Annotated in this window: 21 protein-coding genes; 18 read left to right on the forward strand and 3 right to left on the reverse strand. The window is 66.4% G+C overall.

Going from position 1 to position 18,381, the window contains the following annotated elements:
* Positions 1-200: 200 nt before the first annotated feature.
* The gene (locus IFR23_RS15225) at positions 201-653 is read left to right on the forward strand and encodes an EF-hand domain-containing protein (protein ID WP_192976630.1); all 453 of its coding nucleotides are present in this window, start codon (positions 201-203) and stop codon (positions 651-653) included.
* A gap of 94 nt (positions 654-747) precedes the next feature.
* On the opposite strand, the gene IFR23_RS15230 is transcribed toward IFR23_RS15225, so the two are convergent.
* The 3 genes from IFR23_RS15230 to radC form a co-directional block, all read right to left on the reverse strand.
* Entirely contained in the window at positions 748-1,149 is a 402-nt protein-coding gene (locus IFR23_RS15230; protein WP_192976631.1) for a BLUF domain-containing protein, read from the reverse strand.
* A gap of 66 nt (positions 1,150-1,215) precedes the next feature.
* Positions 1,216-1,428, reverse strand: a complete 213-nt coding sequence (locus IFR23_RS15235) for a hypothetical protein (RefSeq protein WP_192146643.1) — start codon at positions 1,426-1,428, stop codon at positions 1,216-1,218.
* A gap of 86 nt (positions 1,429-1,514) precedes the next feature.
* The gene (radC, locus tag IFR23_RS15240; RefSeq protein ID WP_192976632.1) at positions 1,515-2,219 is read right to left on the reverse strand and encodes a RadC family protein; all 705 of its coding nucleotides are present in this window, start codon (positions 2,217-2,219) and stop codon (positions 1,515-1,517) included.
* 86 nt (positions 2,220-2,305) lie between these two features.
* On the opposite strand from radC, the gene IFR23_RS15245 reads away from it, so the two are divergent.
* From IFR23_RS15245 to IFR23_RS15325, 17 genes are all read left to right on the forward strand, one after another.
* Positions 2,306-5,485: a YdbH domain-containing protein gene (locus tag IFR23_RS15245; protein WP_342344974.1), complete on the forward strand. Its 3,180-nt coding sequence runs from the start codon at positions 2,306-2,308 to the stop codon at positions 5,483-5,485.
* Between the two features lie 44 nt (positions 5,486-5,529).
* Entirely contained in the window at positions 5,530-5,709 is a 180-nt protein-coding gene (locus tag IFR23_RS15250; protein WP_082445295.1) for a YnbE family lipoprotein, read from the forward strand.
* Between the two features lies 1 nt (position 5,710).
* Positions 5,711-6,091, forward strand: coding sequence for a YdbL family protein (locus tag IFR23_RS15255; protein WP_093399745.1), 381 nt, complete (start codon positions 5,711-5,713; stop codon positions 6,089-6,091).
* A gap of 271 nt (positions 6,092-6,362) precedes the next feature.
* Complete coding sequence (locus IFR23_RS15260; RefSeq protein ID WP_056488546.1) at positions 6,363-6,683, forward strand: AtpZ/AtpI family protein; 321 nt, start codon at positions 6,363-6,365, stop codon at positions 6,681-6,683.
* Between the two features lie 70 nt (positions 6,684-6,753).
* Positions 6,754-7,512 carry a F0F1 ATP synthase subunit A gene (locus tag IFR23_RS15265; RefSeq protein ID WP_056056028.1) on the forward strand — a complete coding sequence of 253 codons (759 nt, stop codon included), beginning with the start codon at positions 6,754-6,756 and terminating at the stop codon, positions 7,510-7,512.
* Between the two features lie 39 nt (positions 7,513-7,551).
* Complete coding sequence (locus IFR23_RS15270) at positions 7,552-7,779, forward strand: F0F1 ATP synthase subunit C (RefSeq protein ID WP_055873230.1); 228 nt, start codon at positions 7,552-7,554, stop codon at positions 7,777-7,779.
* A 54-nt stretch (positions 7,780-7,833) separates the two neighbouring features.
* A complete protein-coding gene (locus IFR23_RS15275) occupies positions 7,834-8,328 on the forward strand; it encodes a F0F1 ATP synthase subunit B family protein (RefSeq protein WP_056065115.1) in 495 nt (164 codons plus the stop codon).
* Positions 8,329-8,365: 37 nt separating this feature from the next.
* The gene (locus tag IFR23_RS15280) at positions 8,366-8,938 is read left to right on the forward strand and encodes a F0F1 ATP synthase subunit B family protein (protein WP_181321102.1); all 573 of its coding nucleotides are present in this window, start codon (positions 8,366-8,368) and stop codon (positions 8,936-8,938) included.
* 210 nt (positions 8,939-9,148) lie between these two features.
* Complete coding sequence (locus IFR23_RS15285) at positions 9,149-9,469, forward strand: DMT family transporter (protein WP_192976633.1); 321 nt, start codon at positions 9,149-9,151, stop codon at positions 9,467-9,469.
* A gap of 301 nt (positions 9,470-9,770) precedes the next feature.
* Positions 9,771-11,696 (forward strand): excinuclease ABC subunit UvrC, encoded by a 1,926-nt coding sequence (uvrC, locus tag IFR23_RS15290; protein WP_133029419.1) that lies wholly within the window; start codon positions 9,771-9,773, stop codon positions 11,694-11,696.
* Between the two features lie 97 nt (positions 11,697-11,793).
* Entirely contained in the window at positions 11,794-12,771 is a 978-nt protein-coding gene (locus IFR23_RS15295; protein ID WP_192976634.1) for a polysaccharide deacetylase family protein, read from the forward strand.
* A 58-nt stretch (positions 12,772-12,829) separates the two neighbouring features.
* Positions 12,830-13,561: a DNA repair protein RecO gene (recO, locus tag IFR23_RS15300; protein ID WP_192976635.1), complete on the forward strand. Its 732-nt coding sequence runs from the start codon at positions 12,830-12,832 to the stop codon at positions 13,559-13,561.
* A 40-nt stretch (positions 13,562-13,601) separates the two neighbouring features.
* Complete coding sequence (gene leuB / locus IFR23_RS15305; RefSeq protein ID WP_192976636.1) at positions 13,602-14,648, forward strand: 3-isopropylmalate dehydrogenase; 1,047 nt, start codon at positions 13,602-13,604, stop codon at positions 14,646-14,648.
* Positions 14,649-14,652: 4 nt separating this feature from the next.
* A complete protein-coding gene (locus IFR23_RS15310) occupies positions 14,653-15,753 on the forward strand; it encodes a glycosyltransferase family 2 protein (protein WP_192976637.1) in 1,101 nt (366 codons plus the stop codon).
* Between the two features lie 220 nt (positions 15,754-15,973).
* Positions 15,974-17,179, forward strand: coding sequence for a trans-sulfuration enzyme family protein (locus tag IFR23_RS15315; RefSeq protein ID WP_192976638.1), 1,206 nt, complete (start codon positions 15,974-15,976; stop codon positions 17,177-17,179).
* Complete coding sequence (gene apaG / locus IFR23_RS15320; RefSeq protein WP_056488567.1) at positions 17,176-17,574, forward strand: Co2+/Mg2+ efflux protein ApaG; 399 nt, start codon at positions 17,176-17,178, stop codon at positions 17,572-17,574. Before IFR23_RS15315 ends, apaG begins: the two co-directional genes overlap by 4 nt.
* Positions 17,571-18,353 (forward strand): LysR family transcriptional regulator, encoded by a 783-nt coding sequence (locus IFR23_RS15325; protein WP_107961477.1) that lies wholly within the window; start codon positions 17,571-17,573, stop codon positions 18,351-18,353. The genes apaG and IFR23_RS15325 overlap by 4 nt, the downstream gene beginning before the upstream one ends.
* Positions 18,354-18,381: the final 28 nt, after the last annotated feature.

Genomic DNA, 18,381 nt, shown 5'->3' on the forward strand with positions numbered 1-18,381 from the left:
GCATCGCGTGCCATCCGGCCCGCGGTTGCCCGCGAAACGCGGTAGCAGGACGCAGGAGAAGGTTCAAATCACCGGCAAGGGGTTATGTATCGAAGTACGTCGGCGTATACCGATAATAGATTGATCGCGGTATCGAGACTATAATCGGATCGATAGCACGAGCCTTCAGTACAAGCGTAGAACTGCATTGGAGATATGCAATGTTGAAATTTGCTATGATTGCAGGTGTGGCGATGATCGCTGCGCCGGTATTGGCGCAAACCACGACCGGGCCGGTGCAGGGCTCGCCATCCGGTACGGCTGCTGTTCCATCCAGTACGCCCGGCGATGGTTCTGTATCCGGACAACAGGGCACGCCGACCGACGCGGTGCCGATGCAGTCCGCCGCGCGCGAACAGCCGGCGACGGGCAGTCAGGTGGCACAGGTCGTCGACACCGAATTTCCGACCTATGACAAGAACGGGGATGGCAAGCTCAGCGCGACGGAGTTCGGCGGCTGGATGGTTGCGCTGAAGAGCAAGACCGACCCGACGACCAAGCCGGATGCGCCCGAGACGAAGAAGTGGGTCTCCACGGCGTTTGCGCAGGCCGATACCGACAAGAACAAGTCGTTGACGAAGACCGAGCTGACCAGCTTCCTGTCGCAGGGCTGATCTGCCCCGGCCGGGTGACGCCGCCGCCGCATGACACGTTGCACGACACGCCGCAGGATACAGGGTCGTCGAATGCGTTCGGCGGCCTTTTCGGTCAGGTGCCAAGCGTTCCCGTCGCCATCAGGGACAGGAACGGGCTGCGGACGGCGTCCGAGGCGCCGGCGAGCAGCCGCCGCATACGCGCGTCATACGCGTCCACCGGATCCGTCGCGCGGCGGTGTGCCATTGTCCACCCGCCGAACTGACGGTCGCGGATCGAAATATTGTGCTGCAACGACAGGCCGTGGTGGCGATGATCGTTCAAGATCCGCTCGAACGTCGAGTCGATGCTTGCAGTCGGACCCTCGATCACTTGCAGGAACCGCGTACCGTCGGACCACAGTAAACCGGTGATGCCGTCTATCGCGTTGTTATGGCGCGACTGTTCCAATATTCCCACGAGGTCGGCCTTGTCGCCCGTAACCGTGCTCGAACTGACATAGAGAATTTGGCGCATCGGGTCTCCGGTCTGTCTTGGTGACAGATGGATACTCGGGAATGCGGCGCAGCGTCTTGCCGTGGATCAACCGGTCTTGCGGGCGGCTCGTTCTTCGGCTGCGCGGGTTTCGGCCAGGATCTGGCCTTGCGCTTCGGCGGCACCATCGAGCAGTCGATCCGACGTCTCGGCGGCGGCCTCGGGGGTCAGCGACACCGCGACGCCGTCGGGTCCATCGACCATGACCTGTCCGTGTTCGGCGGTCACCGTCGAGGGTTCGTCGTGCAATCTGTTGTCCACCACCGGGTACTCCTTCGTCAGGTCAACGAAGGTCGCCGTCAAAATACACGGCGATATCCCGGCTCGGCCGCCTATTTTTCACTGCGTTAGATCAATCCCTGCGCGCGCAGACTGACATGGCCGCCGGTGCCCATCACGATATGGTCGTGCACCGTGATGCCGAGCCGCTTGCCCGCCTCGGCGATCGTCCGCGTGATGTCGATGTCGGCGCGGCTGGGGGAGGGGTCGCCGCTCGGGTGGTTGTGGACGAGGATGATCGACGCGGAGCCGAGGTCGATCGCGCGGCGGATGACTTCGCGGACATACACCGCGGCCTGGTCGATCGAGCCCTTGCTCATCACCTCGTCGCGAATCAGCATGTTCTTGGTGTTGAGGTGCAGGACCCGGAAGCGCTCGATCGCATGGTGCGCCATGTCCGCGCGGAGATAGTCGAGCAGCGCCTGCCAGTTGGCGAGTACCGGGCGGTCGCTGACTTGCGATTGCAGCAGGCGGATCGCGGCGGCGTGCGCGATCTTGATCGCCGCGGTCGAGATTTCGCCCATGCCCTTCACCCGGCCGAGCGCCTCGGCATCCGCGGTCAGCACGCCGCCGATCCCGCCGAACTCGCGCATCAGAGCCTTGGCGAGCGCCTTGGTATCGCCGCGGGGGATAGCGATCGCGAGCAGGTATTCGATGAGTTCGTGATCAAGCAACGCGTCGCTGCCGCCTTCGAACAGCCGTTTGCGGAGGCGGCCGCGATGGCCTTTCAGATCGTCCCCCCGGACGTCAGCGTCTTCGTCCGGATCGGCCATTTTGCGATGCTAGCACATCCCTGGGCAATTGCATGACGCCCTCGCTCCCGACTATGCAGGCCGCGAAAGCGTGGCGGAGTGAGTGGGTGACCGAGACGAGCGAGACGGGGGCCGACCCCGGGGCCGACCCTCGCCGTCCTGCGACTGCCCGCCGCGTTGCGCTGGTGATCGCGCTGCTGCTGATCGCAGGGCTGGTCGTGCTGTGGCTGGTACGGAAGCCGATCGCCGAGGGGTTCATCGACCGTGAACTCGCCAAGGCCGGCGTGCCCGCGCGCTACGACATCGCGGACCTCGCGCTGGGTGGCCAGCGATTGACCAACGTCGTGATCGGCAATCCGGCACATCCCGATCTGGTCGCCGACTGGGTCGAGACGCGGACCGGCGTCGGGTTGTCGGGGCCGTATCTGGAGGGCGTGCGCGCGGGGAAGGTCCGGCTGCGTGGGCGACTGGTGGACGGCAAGGTGTCGCTCGGCGCGATCGACAAACTGCTGCCGGCGCCGTCGGGCAAGCCGTTCGCGTTGCCCGCGCTCGACGTATCGGTCGCCGACGGGCGGATGCGGCTGGAGGCGCCGCAAGGGATCGTCGGACTGAAGCTCGCCGGCTCCGGCAAGCTCGACGACGGGTTCCGCGGGTCGTTGGCAGCGATCAGCGAGCGGCTCGATGTCGGCGGGTGCGTGATCGATCGGCTCGCGGCGACGGTGAAGTTGCGGATCGATGCGGCGAAACCGACGATCACGGGGCCGGTGCGCGTGTCGCGATTCGACTGCGGCACGACGCAGGCCGAGCGGATCGTGGCCGATCTGGACGTCGGACTCTCGGCCGCGCTCGATCGCTGGCAGGGCAAGGCGACGCTAAAGACGGGCCCGGCACGGACGCCGGGTGCGACTTTGGCCGGCGTCGAGGGCACGATCGACTTCACCGGAACCGCGGTGGCGACTGGCGGCAAGGCGAACATCGCCGCCGATACCGTTCGCACCACCGAGGGCGGCGCGCGGCGGGTTGCGTTCGCGGGCACCTACCGGATCGGCCGGCAGATCGCGTTCGACGGGCGTGTCCAGGCGAGCGGGGCGGCAGTGGCGCAGAAGCGACTCGCGGGGCTGGCGGGAATAGGCGGAGCAGCGGCGGGGACGCCCGTAGCGCCGTTGGCGACCGCGGTGACGCAGGCGGTCCAGAAGGCCGGCCGCGGATTTGCCGCGGACGCCGACGTTCAAGTGCGGATCGACGGCGGGCGCGGCAAGGCGATGCTGTCCCGTCTCGCGCTCGCCTCCGCCAGTGGGGCGCGGGTGGCGCTTGGTGGCGGGAGCGGGGTTGCGTTCGGCTGGCCGAATGGTGGCGTGCGGCTCGACACGGTTCTTGCGATGCGTGGCGGTGGCTTGCCCGAGGCGCGAGTAACGCTCGCGCAAGCGAAACCGGGCGCAGCGATCCGCGGCGTCGCCACCATCGCGCCCTATGCGGCGGGTGGCGCGCGACTGGCGCTGACGCCTGTAACCTTCAGCGCGACTCCGGGCGGTGCAACCTCGATCGCGACGCGTGTCACGCTCGGGGGGCCGATCGGTGCGGGCGGTCCCGCCAACCGGGTCGATGGCCTGTCGATGCCGGTTGCGGCGCTTTGGGACGGTCGCGGGCGGCTGGTCGTCAACACCGGTTGCGCGCCGCTGGCAGTCCAGCGCTTTGCGATCTCCGGGCTTGTACTCGATCCGTCGCGGCTGACCTTGTGCCCGGTGGACGGCGCGCTGGTGCAGGTCGACGGCGCGCGGGTCAGCGGTGGTGCGAAGATCGCCGCGGCCAAGCTCGGTGGGCGACTCGGCACTACCCCGATCACGCTGGCGACGGCGGGAGCGACCGTCCGGCTGGCGGATCGCGGCTTTGCGATCGACGGCGTGCAGACCCGGATCGGCGCGCCCGAACGTGTCACGCGGCTCGACTTCGCCACCGTCACGGGCCGCATGACCGGGCAGGGCGTGGCGGGCGCGTTTACGGGTGGCTCGGGACAGATCGCCAACGTGCCGCTGCTGCTCGGCGAAGCCGCCGGCGACTGGACGCTCGTCAAAGGCGCGCTCAACCTCACCGGCGCGATGGGGGTATCCGATGCCGCGCCGACCCCGCGCTTCAAGCCGCTTGCTGCCCGCAGCGTTACGCTCGCGCTCGTCAACGGCACGATCACCGCGGCCGGCACGCTGTTCGAGCCGACCACCAACACCAAGGTCGCCGACGTCACGCTGACCCACGCTCTCGGCGCGGGGGCAGGCAAGGCCGACCTCGCCGTCCCCGCGATCGCGTTCGCCAAGGACAAGCTGCAACCCGACGCACTGACCCCACTGACCTTCGGTGTTATCGCCGACGTCAACGGATCTGTCAGCGGCGAGGGGCACATCGCCTGGAACCCCGACGGCGTGACCAGCACCGGCGTGTTCCGCACCGCCGGCACCGATCTCGCTGCCGCATTCGGCCCGGTCACGGGAATCGCGACCGAGATCCGCTTCACCGACCTGCTCAACCTCCAGAGCGCGCCCGGGCAGGTGGCGACGATCCGCACGCTCAACCCCGGCATCCCGGTCACCGACGGCACGATCCGCTACCAGACGCTGCCCGGCGCGCGCGTGCAGGTCGAGGGCGGGCGGTGGCCGTTCGCGGGGGGATCGCTGACGCTCGACCCGACGCTGCTCGATTTCTCCGCGCAGTCCGAGCGGCGGATGACGTTCCACGTTGCCAACATGGCGGCCGACCAGTTCTTGCAACAGTTCGATTTCAAGAATCTCGATGCGACCGGGATCTTCGACGGCGTGCTGCCGATGATCTTCGACGAGACCGGCGGTCGGATCGAAGGCGGTGACCTGCGAGTCCGGCCGGGCGGCGGCACGCTCGCCTATGTCGGCGATCTCAGCCAGAAGGATCTCGGCATGTGGGCGAACATCGCGTTCCAGGCGCTGAAGTCGCTGCGGTATCAGTCGTTGCGGGTCGGCATGAACGGGCCGCTCGCGGGTGAGATGGTGACGGACGTCCGCTTTGCCGGGATCAGCCAGGGCGAGGGCGCGAAGGCGAACTTCATCGTCCGGCGCCTGCAGAAACTGCCGTTCGTATTCAATATCCGGATCAAGGCGCCGTTCCGCGGTCTGCTCGATTCGGCACAGAGCTTCTACGATCCGAAGCGGCTGATCCAGCGCAACCTGCCGGCCTTGTTGCAACAGCAGGCCGCGCCGCCGCCCCCCAACCCAACGCCCAAATTTCCACCCATTCAGCCTCCCGCAAGCAGGATCGTGCCATGACCGAAACAGGATTGAAGAAGCTGGAGCAAAGGCCGATCTTGCAGATGATGACGAGGACGATCGCGATTATCGGGCTGACGGCGGCCTTGCCGGGCTGCATCAACGTGTCGGCGCCCGACAAGCCGATCGAGATCAACCTCAACATCAACGTCACGCAGGAAGTGGTCTATCGTCTCGATGGCGAGGCGAAATCGTTGATCCAGCAGAATCCGGGGATATTCTAAGATGAAGACCAAGGTCCTTATGATGGTTGCCGCAGCGGCGGCTCTCGGTGGCCTGTCTGTTGCGGCAACCGCGCAGCGCGATCCGGCCTACGCCGCGGCGCGTGCCGGTGGTGAGGTCGGCGAGCAGCCGGACGGGTATCTGGGCCTCGTCGGCGCGGCGAGCGGCGATTTGCGCGCGCTGGTCAACAACATCAATATCCAGCGCAAGTCGGCGTACACGGCAAAGGCACAGGCGAGCGGCGCGACGGTCGAGCAGCTCGCCTTCACGAGCGGCTGCAACCTGATCATGCAGACCAACCCCGGCGAGAAGTACAAGACCCCCAACGGCGTCTGGAAGACCCGCACCGCCGGCGCCCCCGAACGCGATTCGCGCTGCGTCTGATTCGAAGGCCGTCGCGTAGCCCTCAACCGTCACCCCAGCGAACGCTGGGGTCTCGTGCGGCAGGGGGACGCTCCGTTACCGGGAGCCCCCAGCTTCCGCTGGGGTGACGATTGGGGGGTGGCGGGTTCTCTGCGGAACCAAGCCACATCATGACACGCAATTCACACCGGTTGACTTGCACCCCCCCCTTTTCTAAACGGACCGCGCCTTGGCGGGATCGCTCGTCGCTGCTTGCTTCCTCCCCGATGCGAAATCAGGTGGAGGAACGTGCGTGGCGGAGATCGAACCCGGACAGGACCCCCAGGGTGTTGAAGATCCGCGACTTTCCGCGCTCGATGAGCGATTGCGAGAGGCGCAGCATCGGGAAACGCTCGCAAAGGGGCAGAAGGGGGCGGATGCCGAGCGGGGGTACTCGCAAGGCAATCGCGTCATTTCCGCTCTGATCGGGAGTCTCGTAGGCAGTGCGCTGATCGGGTGGTTGATAGACCATTGGTTCGGCACTGGCCCTTGGGGACTGATCGTGCTGCTGTTCCTCGGGATAGCGGTCGCGTTCAGGCAGATCATTCGAATTTCAGGCGAACGCCCGGAGTAACCGGGCGTTTGTCGTATCAAGACGGCAGGGATTCCACGTGGCGGCAGAACAGGGCGGCAAGATCGATCCGATGCACCAGTTCCTGATCGAGCCGGCGTTCGGCTCGCACTGGATCGTAGGTGGTTATGACCTGTCGTTTACCAATTCCGCATTGTGGATGGTGGTGACGCTGGTCGCGCTTTGGGCGTTCATGATCGGTGGCATGAAGCGTGAGCTCGTCCCCGGTCGCTGGCAGATGGCGGTCGAGGGCTTCACCGGCTTCATCTCGGGCATGCTCGAGCAGAATGTCGGCCCGGGCGGCAAGCGCTTCGTGCCTTACGTCTTCTCTCTGTTCATGTTCATCCTGTTCGCGAACATCATTGGGCTCTTGCCGTTCGGCATCGTCCCCGGCGTGCACCCGTTCACGGTGACCAGCCACATGACCGTCACCGGCGTGCTGGCGCTGATCAGCTTCGCGATCGTGCTGCTCGTCGGCTTCGGCAAGCACGGCTTCCACTTCTTCTCGCTGTTCGTGCCGAGCGGTACGCCCGCACTGATGATCCCGCTGATCTTCGTGGTCGAGCTGATGTCGTTCCTGGTGCGTCCGTTCTCGCTCGGTCTGCGACTGTTCGTGGCGATGACCGCGGGGCATATCCTGCTCAAGGTGCTGGCCGCGTTCGTGATCAACGGCCTGAACCTTGGCGGGATGTATATCGGTCTGGTGAGCGCGCCGAGCATGCTGCTGATGATCGGCATCACGCTGCTCGAGCTGCTGGTCGCCGCGATCCAGGCATACGTGTTCGCGTTGCTGACGTCGGTCTATCTGAACGACGCGGTCAATCTTCACTAAGTTTTCCATTACCTAACTGACTTTCAAAGGGAATTTACCATGGACGCACAAGCAGCAAAGATGATCGGTGCCGGCCTCGCAGCGATCGGCATGGGCCTCGCAGCACTCGGCGTGGGCAACGTGTTCGCACAGTTCCTCGCCGGCGCTCTCCGCAACCCGGGCGCGGCGGACAGCCAGCAGGGCCGTCTGTTCATCGGTTTCGCAGCAGCCGAGCTTCTCGGTCTGCTCGCCTTCGTCACGATGATCATCCTCGTGTTCGTCGCCTAACAACTCGCTGAATTGGCCGGGCGACCGCGCCCGGCCGTTTCACGAAGGACCGACATGCCCCAGATTTCCCAGATAGCCGCTACCTACGCCTCGCAGATCTTCTGGCTGCTCCTCACCTTCGGCATCCTGTATTTCGGGATCGGCAAGGGAATGGTGCCAAAGATCGTGTCCAACGTGGACTCGCGCGAAGGCCGAATCGCGGGCGATCTGGCGGCAGCGGTCGCTGCCCGTACGCAGGCCGATACGGTCCAGGCGAACTGGCAGGCCGAGATGGACGCGGCCCGCGTCGCGGCACAGGCCGAAACGGCTGCCGCTGCGAAGCGTGCGGCGACCGCATTCGAGCAGCAGGTCCATGCGGCCGACGCCGAACTCGCCGAGCGTCTGGGTCATCACGATCTGGCGGTCGCGAACGCCAAGGCCGAGGCGCTCTCGAACTTGCAGGGTGTCGCCGCCGAAGCAGCACAGCAATTGGCCGCCAAGGTCGCTGGTCTCCAGGTCAGCCTGGACGCGGCGACCGACGCGGTACGCAGGACGACGGCGCATGGCTAATCCAGATTCGGCCGCAAAGGTCATCCACGAAGAGGGCATGGCGCCCGAAGGTGCGATCGACAACCAGGGCATCCAGGGTCACACGACCGCGCCCGGCGGCGTCGAGCATGTCGCCGATCCGACCGCGCTCGGCCTGACCTCGACCGGCTGGGTCGCGGTAGCGATGATCGTCGTCATCCTGCTGATGATCTGGAAGAAGGTTCCGGGCATGATCGGCAAGATGCTCGATACGCGCATCGCTGGCATTCGCACGCAGCTCGACGAAGCCAAGGCGCTTCGCGCCGAAGCCGAAGCGATCCGCACCGAGTATGAGGCAAAAGCCAAGACCGCGCACGTCGAAGCCGAAGCCATGAAGGCCCACGCACATCACGAAGCCGCGGCGATCATCGCCAAGGCCAAGGCTGGCGCCGAGGACCTCATGACCCGTCGCGCGAAGATGGCCGAGGATAAGATCGCTGCCGCCGAGCGCGCCGCGATCGCCGAGGTCCGCGCGCGCGCGGCGGATGCTGCGGCGAAGGCTGCCGGTATCCTCATCGCCGAGCACCACGACGCCGCCGCCGACCGCATGATGGTCGACCGCTCGATCTCCGGTCTCAGCCGCCTCAACTAAGCGGGCTAGGGCGGCGATCTGCTCACCTGCTGTTCCCCCGCGAAGGCGGGGGCCCAGGGTTACAAGCGTTATCCTATGAGATCCTGGACCCCCGCCTGCGCGGGGGAACGGAACAGCGCCTATCGCGCTAAACCTCTCAACTATTGACGGCCGTCTCTTCCCGGGTTTCCGGCGGCCGAGTCTCCAATCTGAGCCCGTTGGAGAACACCTATGTCCTGGCTCATCCTCGCCGTCGCCGTCGTCACCGAAATCTGCTGGGCGCTCAGCCTGAAATGGGCGGCCACCCTTGCTACGTGGCAGGCCTCCAGCGTCCCGATCATCCTCAGCTTCGTCAACATGGGCCTGCTCGCGCTCGCGATGCGCGGCCTCCCCGCCGGCACCGCCTACGCGATCTGGACCGGAGCGGGCGCGATCGGCGTGATCATCGGTGGCGTCATCCTGTTCGGCGACAAGGTCAGCGGCATCCAGGCCTGCTTCATGGCCCTGACCGTAGTCGGCATCGTCGGCACCAAGGTCTTCGCCCAAGCCTGACACTCTTCGCCCGCATTGAGAAGGGTGATTCACGCGAAGGCGCAAAGGCGCGAAGAGAAGTATGGTTCACGCGGAGACGCGGAGACGCGGAGGTGTTGCGCTTCGGGCTGATGTGTCGGAAAACCGCAAGCTGATGTGAGCCTTCGGCGATTTTGAGCGAGCGCTGCCGCCATAATCTTCTCTCCGCGTCTCCGCGTCTCCGCGTGAACCAAACTTCTTCTCTTCGCGCCGTCGCGCCTTCGCGTGAACATCACTGCCTGGCGCTGGCATAACCCCCTCGCACTCCCTAGATTCCTTAGCGATGTCCTCCCCCAATTCCCCCGACCGGTTCAACGAAGACAAATCCACGTTCGCCGTCCGCGGCGGCGGTGAAGCGCCTGATCTCGCGGCAGGCGTAGCGGCGATCAGGAACGTGCTCGACACGCTGCCGATCCGCCCCGGCGTCTACCGCATGCAGGACGCGCGCGGCGACGTGCTCTACGTCGGCAAGGCGCGTGCGCTGCGGAACCGCGTCGCGAACTACGTCCAGGTCGAGCGGCTGACGAAACGCCTCCAGCGGATGGTGTCGCAGACGCGATCCATGACGATCGTCACCACGAACAACGAAGCCGAGGCGCTGCTGCTCGAATCGCAGCTCATCAAGCGCTACCGCCCTGCCTACAACGTGCTGCTACGCGACGATAAGAGCTTCCCGTTCATCCTCCTGCGCGACGACCACGCCTTCCCGCGCGTCCAGAAGCACCGCGGCGCGCGCCGGGCAAAAGGCAATTACTACGGCCCGTTCGCCAGCGCCGGGTCGGTCAACAACACGCTAAACGCGCTCCAGAAGCTGTTCCTCCTGCGCAGCTGCACCGACAGCTTTTTCAAGACCCGCGACCGACCGTGCCTGCTCTATCAAATCAAGCGCTGCTCCGCGCCGTGCGTCGGTCGAATCGACGAGGCCGCGTACCGGGAACTGACAGAGGATGCGAAGGCGTTCCTCGGCGGCAAGTCGACCGGCGTTCAGGCCAAGCTCGGCGCGCAGATGCAGGCCGCCGCCGAGAACATGGACTTCGAATTGGCGGCGCTCCTCCGCGATCGTCTCCGTGCGCTCACCTTCATCCAGGGCACGCAGGCGATCAACGCGGAAGGGGTGGGCGACGCCGATATCTTTGCGATGGCGTGCAAGGACGGCCTGATCGGCATCCAGGCGTTCTTTATCCGCGGCGGCCAGAACTGGGGGCATCGCAGCTTCTTCCCGCAGCACACCAACGACGTCCCCGAGGACGAGGTGCTGACCAGCTTCCTCGGCCAGTTCTATGAAGAGGTTCCGCCCCCCAAGCAGATCCTGCTCGACCGCGAACTGACGGAAGGCGCGCTGCTTGCCGAAGCACTAGGCGAACGCGCCGGCTACAAGATCGCGCTGCAGGTCCCGCAGCGGGGCGATCGCCGCCGCCTGATGGACCAGGCCAAGCGCAACGCGATCGAGGCGATCGAACGTCGCCAGGCCGAATCGACCACGCAGGCAAAACTCCTGCGCGAAGTCGCCGACCTGTTCGACCTCGCCGAGCCGCCCGAGCGCATCGAGATCTACGACAACAGCCACATCCAAGGCACCGCCGCGACCGGCGCGATGGTCGTCGCGGGGCCGGAGGGCTTTCGGAAAGGCCAGTATCGAAAGTTCAACATCAAGAACAAGGATACCGCGCCCGGCGACGATTTCGCGATGATGCGCGAAGTCTTCACGCGCCGGTTTTCCCGCGCGCAGGCCGAGGACCCCGATCGCGATTCGGGCGACTGGCCGGATCTGGTGCTGATCGATGGTGGCAGGGGCCAGCTCAACACGGTGAAGGCCGCGCTCGAGGAGATCGGCGTCGAGGACGTGTGTCTGGTCGGGATCGCCAAGGGCCCCGAACACGGTCGCGATGGTCGCGAGGTGTTCCACATGCTCGACGGCCGCGAGTTCCAGCTCCCCGTCAACGCCCCGGTGCTGTTCTACCTCCAGCGCCTGCGCGACGAGGTCCACCGGTTCGCGATCGGCGTCCACCGCGACAAGCGCAGCAAGGCGATCGGCGCCAGCCCGCTCGACGAGGTCCCTGGCATCGGCCCCGCACGCAAGAAGGCGTTGCTGATGCACTTCGGCACTGGACGCGCGGTGCGCAACGCGAGCCTGCAGGACCTGCAACAGGCGCCGGGCGTTTCCGCGGGGGTCGCGCAACAAGTGTATGATTTCTATCATTCTCGTTAGAGTTTCGGGGCTTGTTTGGGTATTCCTCGACCGGAAGCGAGGGGGGGCAGAGGGCAGTGCAACGCAATCTTCATGACCGTTTGTTACGAATGGTTACGTGACCACGCCCGTGTTTCTTACCGTCGACACGGAGTTCGCGTGGCGGCACCATGTCGCGGGGCTCGACGTCGATGCGATCTATGTGCGCTCGCTGGAGCCCGCCGGCGTCGGCCTCGGTTACCAGCTTGCGGAGCTCGCACGGCATGATCTGAAGGCGTGCTTCTTCGTCGATCCGATGCCGGCGATCACCTTCGGACTCGCGCCCGTGCGCCGCATGATCGAGACGATCCTCGAAGCCGGGCAGGAGGTGCAGCTTCACCTTCACCCCAACTGGACGACCGCGCGGGTCGGCGACCACGGCGCCGCGCATGACCGGTTCGCGCTGTTCGACTACAGCCTTGCCGAACAGACCGACCTGCTCGTGCGCGCCACCGAATTGCTGGTCGAGGCCGGTGCGCCCACGCCGATCGCGTTTCGCGCCGGCAGCTATGCCGCGAACGACGACACGCTGACCGCGCTCGCGACGCTCGGTTTCCGCTATGACAGCAGTCACAACGGCTCCGAAGCGCCGGGATCGAGCCGGATCTCGTTATCCCCACGCCAGATCGCACCGGTCCGCTCGTCGCCCGATGGCGATCTGGTCGAGGTGCCCGTCACCGTCATCGAGGATCTACGCGGCCGGATCCGCACGTTCCAGCTCTGTGCGCTATCCGCGGGCGAAAGCTACGACGCGCTCGAACACGCCGCGGTGTCGCACCATGCGGCGGTGACGATCGTGTCGCATGGTTTCGAACTCGCCAACCGCCGCGGCACGCGCGCGAATGGCGTCCACGTCCGCCGCTTCCAGGCGTTGTGCGCCATGCTCGCGGAGATGCGCGACGTGCTGCCGACCACGCATTTCGCCGATCGCCCGGTTTTGGCGCTCGATCACGCAGACGTGCCGCTCGGTCCCGATCCGCTGCGCACCCGCTGGCGTCAGGCCGAGCAACTCTGGTCCAACTGGATTTCCGAACGCCCTCGATCGCGACGTCGCTGACGTCCGCCGGTAATCGCTGGGCCCTCCCGCTCGCCATCACGGAGCGCTAAGGGACCCCATGCACCTCCGCGCAACCGCTATCGTCGTCGCCGTTCGCCAGCACGGCGAGCATGGCGCGATCGTGCGTGCGCTCACCCGAAACGACGGCGTCCAGCCCGGCTACGTCCGCGGCGGGCGGTCGCGCGCCATGCGCCCGGTGCTGCTTCAGGCCAACGTCATTCAGGGCGAATGGCGTGCGCGCACCGGCGAGCAACTCGCTTCGCTGACCGCCGAACTGGTCCACAGCCGTGCGACGCTCCACGGCGAGCCGCTCGCCGCCGGTGCGCTCGAATGGGCCACCGCGCTGGCCGCTGCCGCGCTCCCCGAAGCGCAGCCCTATCCGCAGATCCACGATGCGCTCGACGGCGTGCTCGGTGCGATCGAAAGCGCGCCATCCGCCCGCGGTTGGGCCGCGGCGTTGGTCCGGTACGAATTACTAGTGTTGGCGGAACTGGGGTTCGGGCTCGATCTGGACCGCTGCGTCGCAACCGGAGCGGAGGACGATCTCGGCTTCGTGTCGCCCAAGAGCGGCGCGGCGGTCTCGCGCGGGGCGGCGTTCGGGTATGAGGGCAAGCTGCTGCGATTGCCGCAGTTTCTGATGAGCGGCGGAGAAGCCGACTGGCCCGATATCTTCGATGGCCTGCGTCTCACGGGACATTTTCTCGCCCGCGACATCCTCGTCGACCGCCGCGCCGATCCACTCGCCGCGCGCGACCGGCTGGTGGATCGCCTGAAAAGGGCGGTTGCGTGAGCGCGCACCGCCCGGCAAGGGGCCGCCAGGAGAAACGCACATGCCCTTGATCGCGATACTGGCCGGCGACGGCATCGGACCCGAAGTCACTGCAGAAGCGCGCCGGGTGCTCGATACGCTCGGTCTCGACCTCAGCTATGAAGAAGGGCTCGTCGGCGGTGCCGCGTACAAGGCCGCGGGTCATCCGCTTCCGCCCGAGACGCTCGAACTCGCCAAGCGCGCCGACGCGATCCTGTTCGGTGCTGTCGGCGATCCCGACTGCGATGCGCTCGAACGCCAGTTCCGCCCCGAACAGGCCATCCTCGGCCTGCGCAAGGAACTCGGCCTGTTCGCCAACCTTCGCCCCGCCAAGTTGTTCGCGGGTCTCGAGGACGCATCCGCGCTCCGTCCAGAGATCGCCCGGTCGATCGACATGGTCATCGTCCGCGAACTGACCGGCGACGTGTATTTCGGCGCGAAGGGCATCCGCACCACCGCCGACGGCTTGCGCGAAGGCCATGACGAGATGCGCTACGACGAGACCGAGATCGCGCGCATTGCTCGCGTCGGCTTCGAGACCGCGCGCACGCGCAAAGCCAAGCTGCTTTCGGTCGACAAGGCCAACGTCCTCGAGACCTCGCAGCTCTGGCGTGACGTCGTGATCGAGGTGTCGGCCGACTATCCTGACGTCGCGCTGAGCCACATGTACGTCGACAACGCGGCGATGCAGATGGTGCGCAACCCGGGCCAGTTCGACGTGATCGTCACCGGCAACCTCTTCGGCGACATCCTCTCGGACGAGGCATCGATGTGCGCCGGCTCGATCGGCATGCTGCCGTCCGCCGCGCTCAACGACTCGAACAAGGGCATGTACGAGCCGATTCACGGCAGCGCCCCCGACATCGCAGGGCAGGGCAAGGCCAACCCCTGCGCCGCGATCCTGTCCGCGGCGATGATGCTGCGCCACTCGCTCGACCTGCCCGAAGCCGCCGACCGGATCGAGGCTGCGGTGGCAGCCGCGATCCTGGGCGGCGCGCGGACGCCCGATCTCGGTGGCACGCTGACGACCTCCGCGATGGGCGATGCCATTCTCGCCGAACTAGGCTGACCCGATGATCCCGGACCTTCTCGAACTCGCGATCGTCATCCCGACGTTCAATGAGAAGGCCAACGTTCCGACGTTGATCGCCAAGCTCGACCAGGCGCTGATCGGGCGCAACTGGGAGGCGATCTTCGTCGATGACGACAGTCCCGACGGTACCGCCGATGCTGCGCGCGAGATTGCTCGGCTCGACAAGCGGGTCCGCGTGATCCAGCGGATCGGCCGGCGCGGGCTGTCGTCGGCCTGCATCGAGGGAATGTGCGCGACGGCTGCCCCGATCGTCGCGGTGATCGACGGCGATCTCCAGCACGACGAGACGTTGCTGCCGAAGATGCTCGATCTGCTCAAGGACGGCGAGACCGACGTGGCGATCGGCTCGCGCTTCGTCAGCGGCGGCTGCACCGGGGAGTGGGACAGCGACCGTGTCGCCAAGTCGGCGCTCGCCACCAAGCTGTCGCGCCGCGTGTTGAAGTGCGACCTCAACGATCCGATGAGCGGCTTCTTCATGATCCGCACCGACATCGTCCGCCGCCTCGCACCCTCGCTGTCGGCGATCGGCTTCAAGATCCTGCTCGACCTGCTTACCGCCTCGCCGACGCCGCTGCGCTTCGTCGAGGTGCCCTATACCTTCCGCTGCCGTACCGAGGGCGAGAGCAAGCTCGATCACGTCGTCGCGATGGAATATCTGATCGCGATCTACGACCGGATGTTCGGGCGGGTCGTGCCGGTGCGGTTCGCGATGTTCTCGGCGATCGGGGTGTTCGGCGTCGGCATCCACATGGCGGTGCTGACCGCGCTGTTCGTCGGGCTGGGCACGAATTTCGTGATCGGCGAGATCGGGGCGACGCTTGCCGCGCTCACCTTCAACTTCTTCCTCAACAACGCGCTGACCTATCGCGATCGGCGTCTCAAGGGCTGGCGGCAACTGGTCGACGGCTGGGTGTCGTTCGCGGTGATCTGCTCGGTTGGCGCGGTCGCCAATGTCGGCATCGCCGCGTTCCTGTACGAGATGCGTGACGGGGCGTGGGCGGCATCGGCGCTGATCGGCGTGCTGGTCGGTGCGGTGTGGAACTACGCGCTGTCCTCGAAATTCACCTGGGGACGGTACTAGCCGGATCTTTGATCCTCCCCCGCAAGGGGGAGGTGGCTGGCGCTTGCCAGACGGAAGGGGAGGAAGGGGTAACCTCGGTTGCGTGGTCCTCCCCCTCCGTCGCCTTCGGCGCCACCTCCCCCTGGCGGGGGAGGATCGAGACACTCCGCACCCCTCTTCACACCCGCAAGGCTTGTCCCCGGGCTTGTCATCGCGGCTCCCCCCCGGCAAAGCGGCGCGCATGAAGCGCAAGACCGGCCAGGATCGTTCGATCACTCAGAATTGGCGTCCCGCGACGCGCGCCATCCGCGGCGGCACTGCCCGCAGCGAATATGGCGAGACGTCGGAGGCGTTGTTCCTCACCTCGGGCTATTGCTACGACAAGGCCGGCGACGCCGCGGCGCGCTTTGCCGGCGAGCAGGAGGGGATGACCTATTCCCGCCTCCAGAACCCGACCGTGCAGATGCTCGAAGAGCGGATCGCGCTGCTGGAGGGCGCCGAGGCGTGCCGGACGATGGCGACCGGGATGGCGGCGATGACTGCGTCGTTGCTGTGCCAGCTCCAGACCGGCGATCACCTCGTCGGCGGCCGCGCGGCGTTCGGCTCGTGCCGCTGGCTCACCGACACGCTGCTGCCGAAGTTCGGGATCACCACGACGATCGTCGATGCGCGCGATCCGCAGGCGTTTCTCGACGCGGTCCGTCCCGAGACGAAGGTGTTCTTCTTCGAGACGCCCGCCAACCCGACGATGGACATCGCCGACCTCAAGGCGATCTGCGACATCGCGCGCGAGCGTGGCATCACGACGGTAGTCGACAACGCCTTCGCGACGCCGGCCTTGCAGCGGCCGATGGAGTTCGGCGCAGACGTCACCGCGTACAGCGCGACCAAGATGATGGACGGGCAGGGCCGCGTGCTCGCCGGCGCCGTTTGTGGCACCGAGGACTTCATTACCAACACGTTGTTGCCGTTCACACGCAACACGGGGCCGACGCTGTCGCCGTTCAATGCGTGGGTGGTGCTCAAAGGCCTCGAGACGCTCGACCTGCGCATCCACCGCCAGTCCGAGAACGCGATGAAGGTCGGCGAATTCCTCGAAGGCCGCGTCCCCCGCGTGCTGCATCCCTTTCTGCCGAGCCATCCGCAGCACGAATTGGCAAAGCGCCAGATGGACGCATGCGGCCCGATCTTCGCGTTCGAGGTCGAGGGGCGTGAACAGGCGCATGCATTGCTCGACGCGCTCGAACTGGTCGATATCTCGAACAACATCGGCGACTCGCGCTCGCTGATGACGCATCCGGCCTCGACCACGCACGCGAGCGTCTCGCCCGACAAGCAGATCGAGATGGGCGTGACCGAGGGGCTGTTGCGGATCAACGTCGGGCTCGAGGATGCGCAGGACGTGATCGACGACCTCGACCAGGCGCTGCGCCAGGCGGGCCTGTGAAGGCGCTGTTCCCCAACGCGGCGACGACCGATGGGGTGACGGTGCGCGTGTCGGTCAGCTATTTGCCCGAACAGTCCGAGCCCGAGCGTGGTCGCTGGTTCTGGGCGTATCACATCCGCCTCGAGAACGAGGGCACCGAGACCGTCCAGTTGCTCACCCGCCACTGGGTGATCACCGATGGCCGCGGTGCGCGCCATTCGGTCGAAGGCGAAGGCGTGGTCGGCGAACAGCCGGTGATCGAACCGGGTGCGAGCTTCGATTACGTCTCGGGCTGCCCGCTCGCGACCCCATCGGGCGCGATGCAGGGGAGCTACCAGATGGTCCGCGAAGACGGCGCCGTGTTCGCGGTCGAGATTCCCCGCTTCTCGCTGTTCGCCCCCGCGGTGCTGAATTGAAGCGTACGCATCTCCCGCTCAATGGCCTGCGCGTGCTCGACGCGGCCGCGCGGCATCTGTCGTTCACGCGTGCTGCGGACGAGCTGGCGGTGACGCCGGCGGCGGTTGGCCAGCAGATTCGCGCGCTGGAGGATACGCTGGGCGTCGTCCTGTTCCGCCGCACCACGCGCGGGCTCGAACTGACGCCTGAAGCAGAGGCGGGTCTCGGTGCGCTCCGTGGCGGCTTTCTCCAGTTCGAGGAAGCCGTGCGCGCGATGCAGGCCGGGCAGTCGTCGAAATCGCTGACGATCGCAGCGCCGCGCGACCTGACCGAGAAGTGGCTGATGCCGCGGCTCGCCCAGATCGCCGAGGCGGATCCCGAACTGCGCTTCGTGCTGATCACGGCCGACGAGAATGTCGACTTCACCGAAGCCAATCTCGACCTCGCGATCCGCTGGGGCGATGGTCCCGGCGAGCATGAGGGTGAGGCGCTCGAATCCGAGGGCATGGTGACGATCGCCAAGCCCGGCACCGACACTGAGGCGTCGATCGCATGGTCGGGTGAGGACGGCGTCGCGCTGGTCCGCGTCACCGACGCCGGGCTCGCGATCGACGCGGCGGCGGCGGGGCTTGGCCGCGCGACCGTGCCCGAACTGCTTGCCCGCCGCGATCTCGCGCAGGCGCGCGTGCGTCTGATCGGCGAATCGCAGCCGTCGAAGGGGGGTTATTGGCTCGTCGCCCCGCTCCCGCAGTGGCGCCAGAAGAAAGTCCGCGCGCTCGTGGATGCCCTGACCGCGTGAGGCAACCCGGACGCAGACCGCGGCGTGC

This window comes from Sphingomonas sp. CFBP 13603 (genome assembly GCF_014892665.1).
In the GTDB taxonomy this organism is placed as follows: Bacteria; Pseudomonadota; Alphaproteobacteria; order Sphingomonadales; family Sphingomonadaceae; genus Sphingomonas.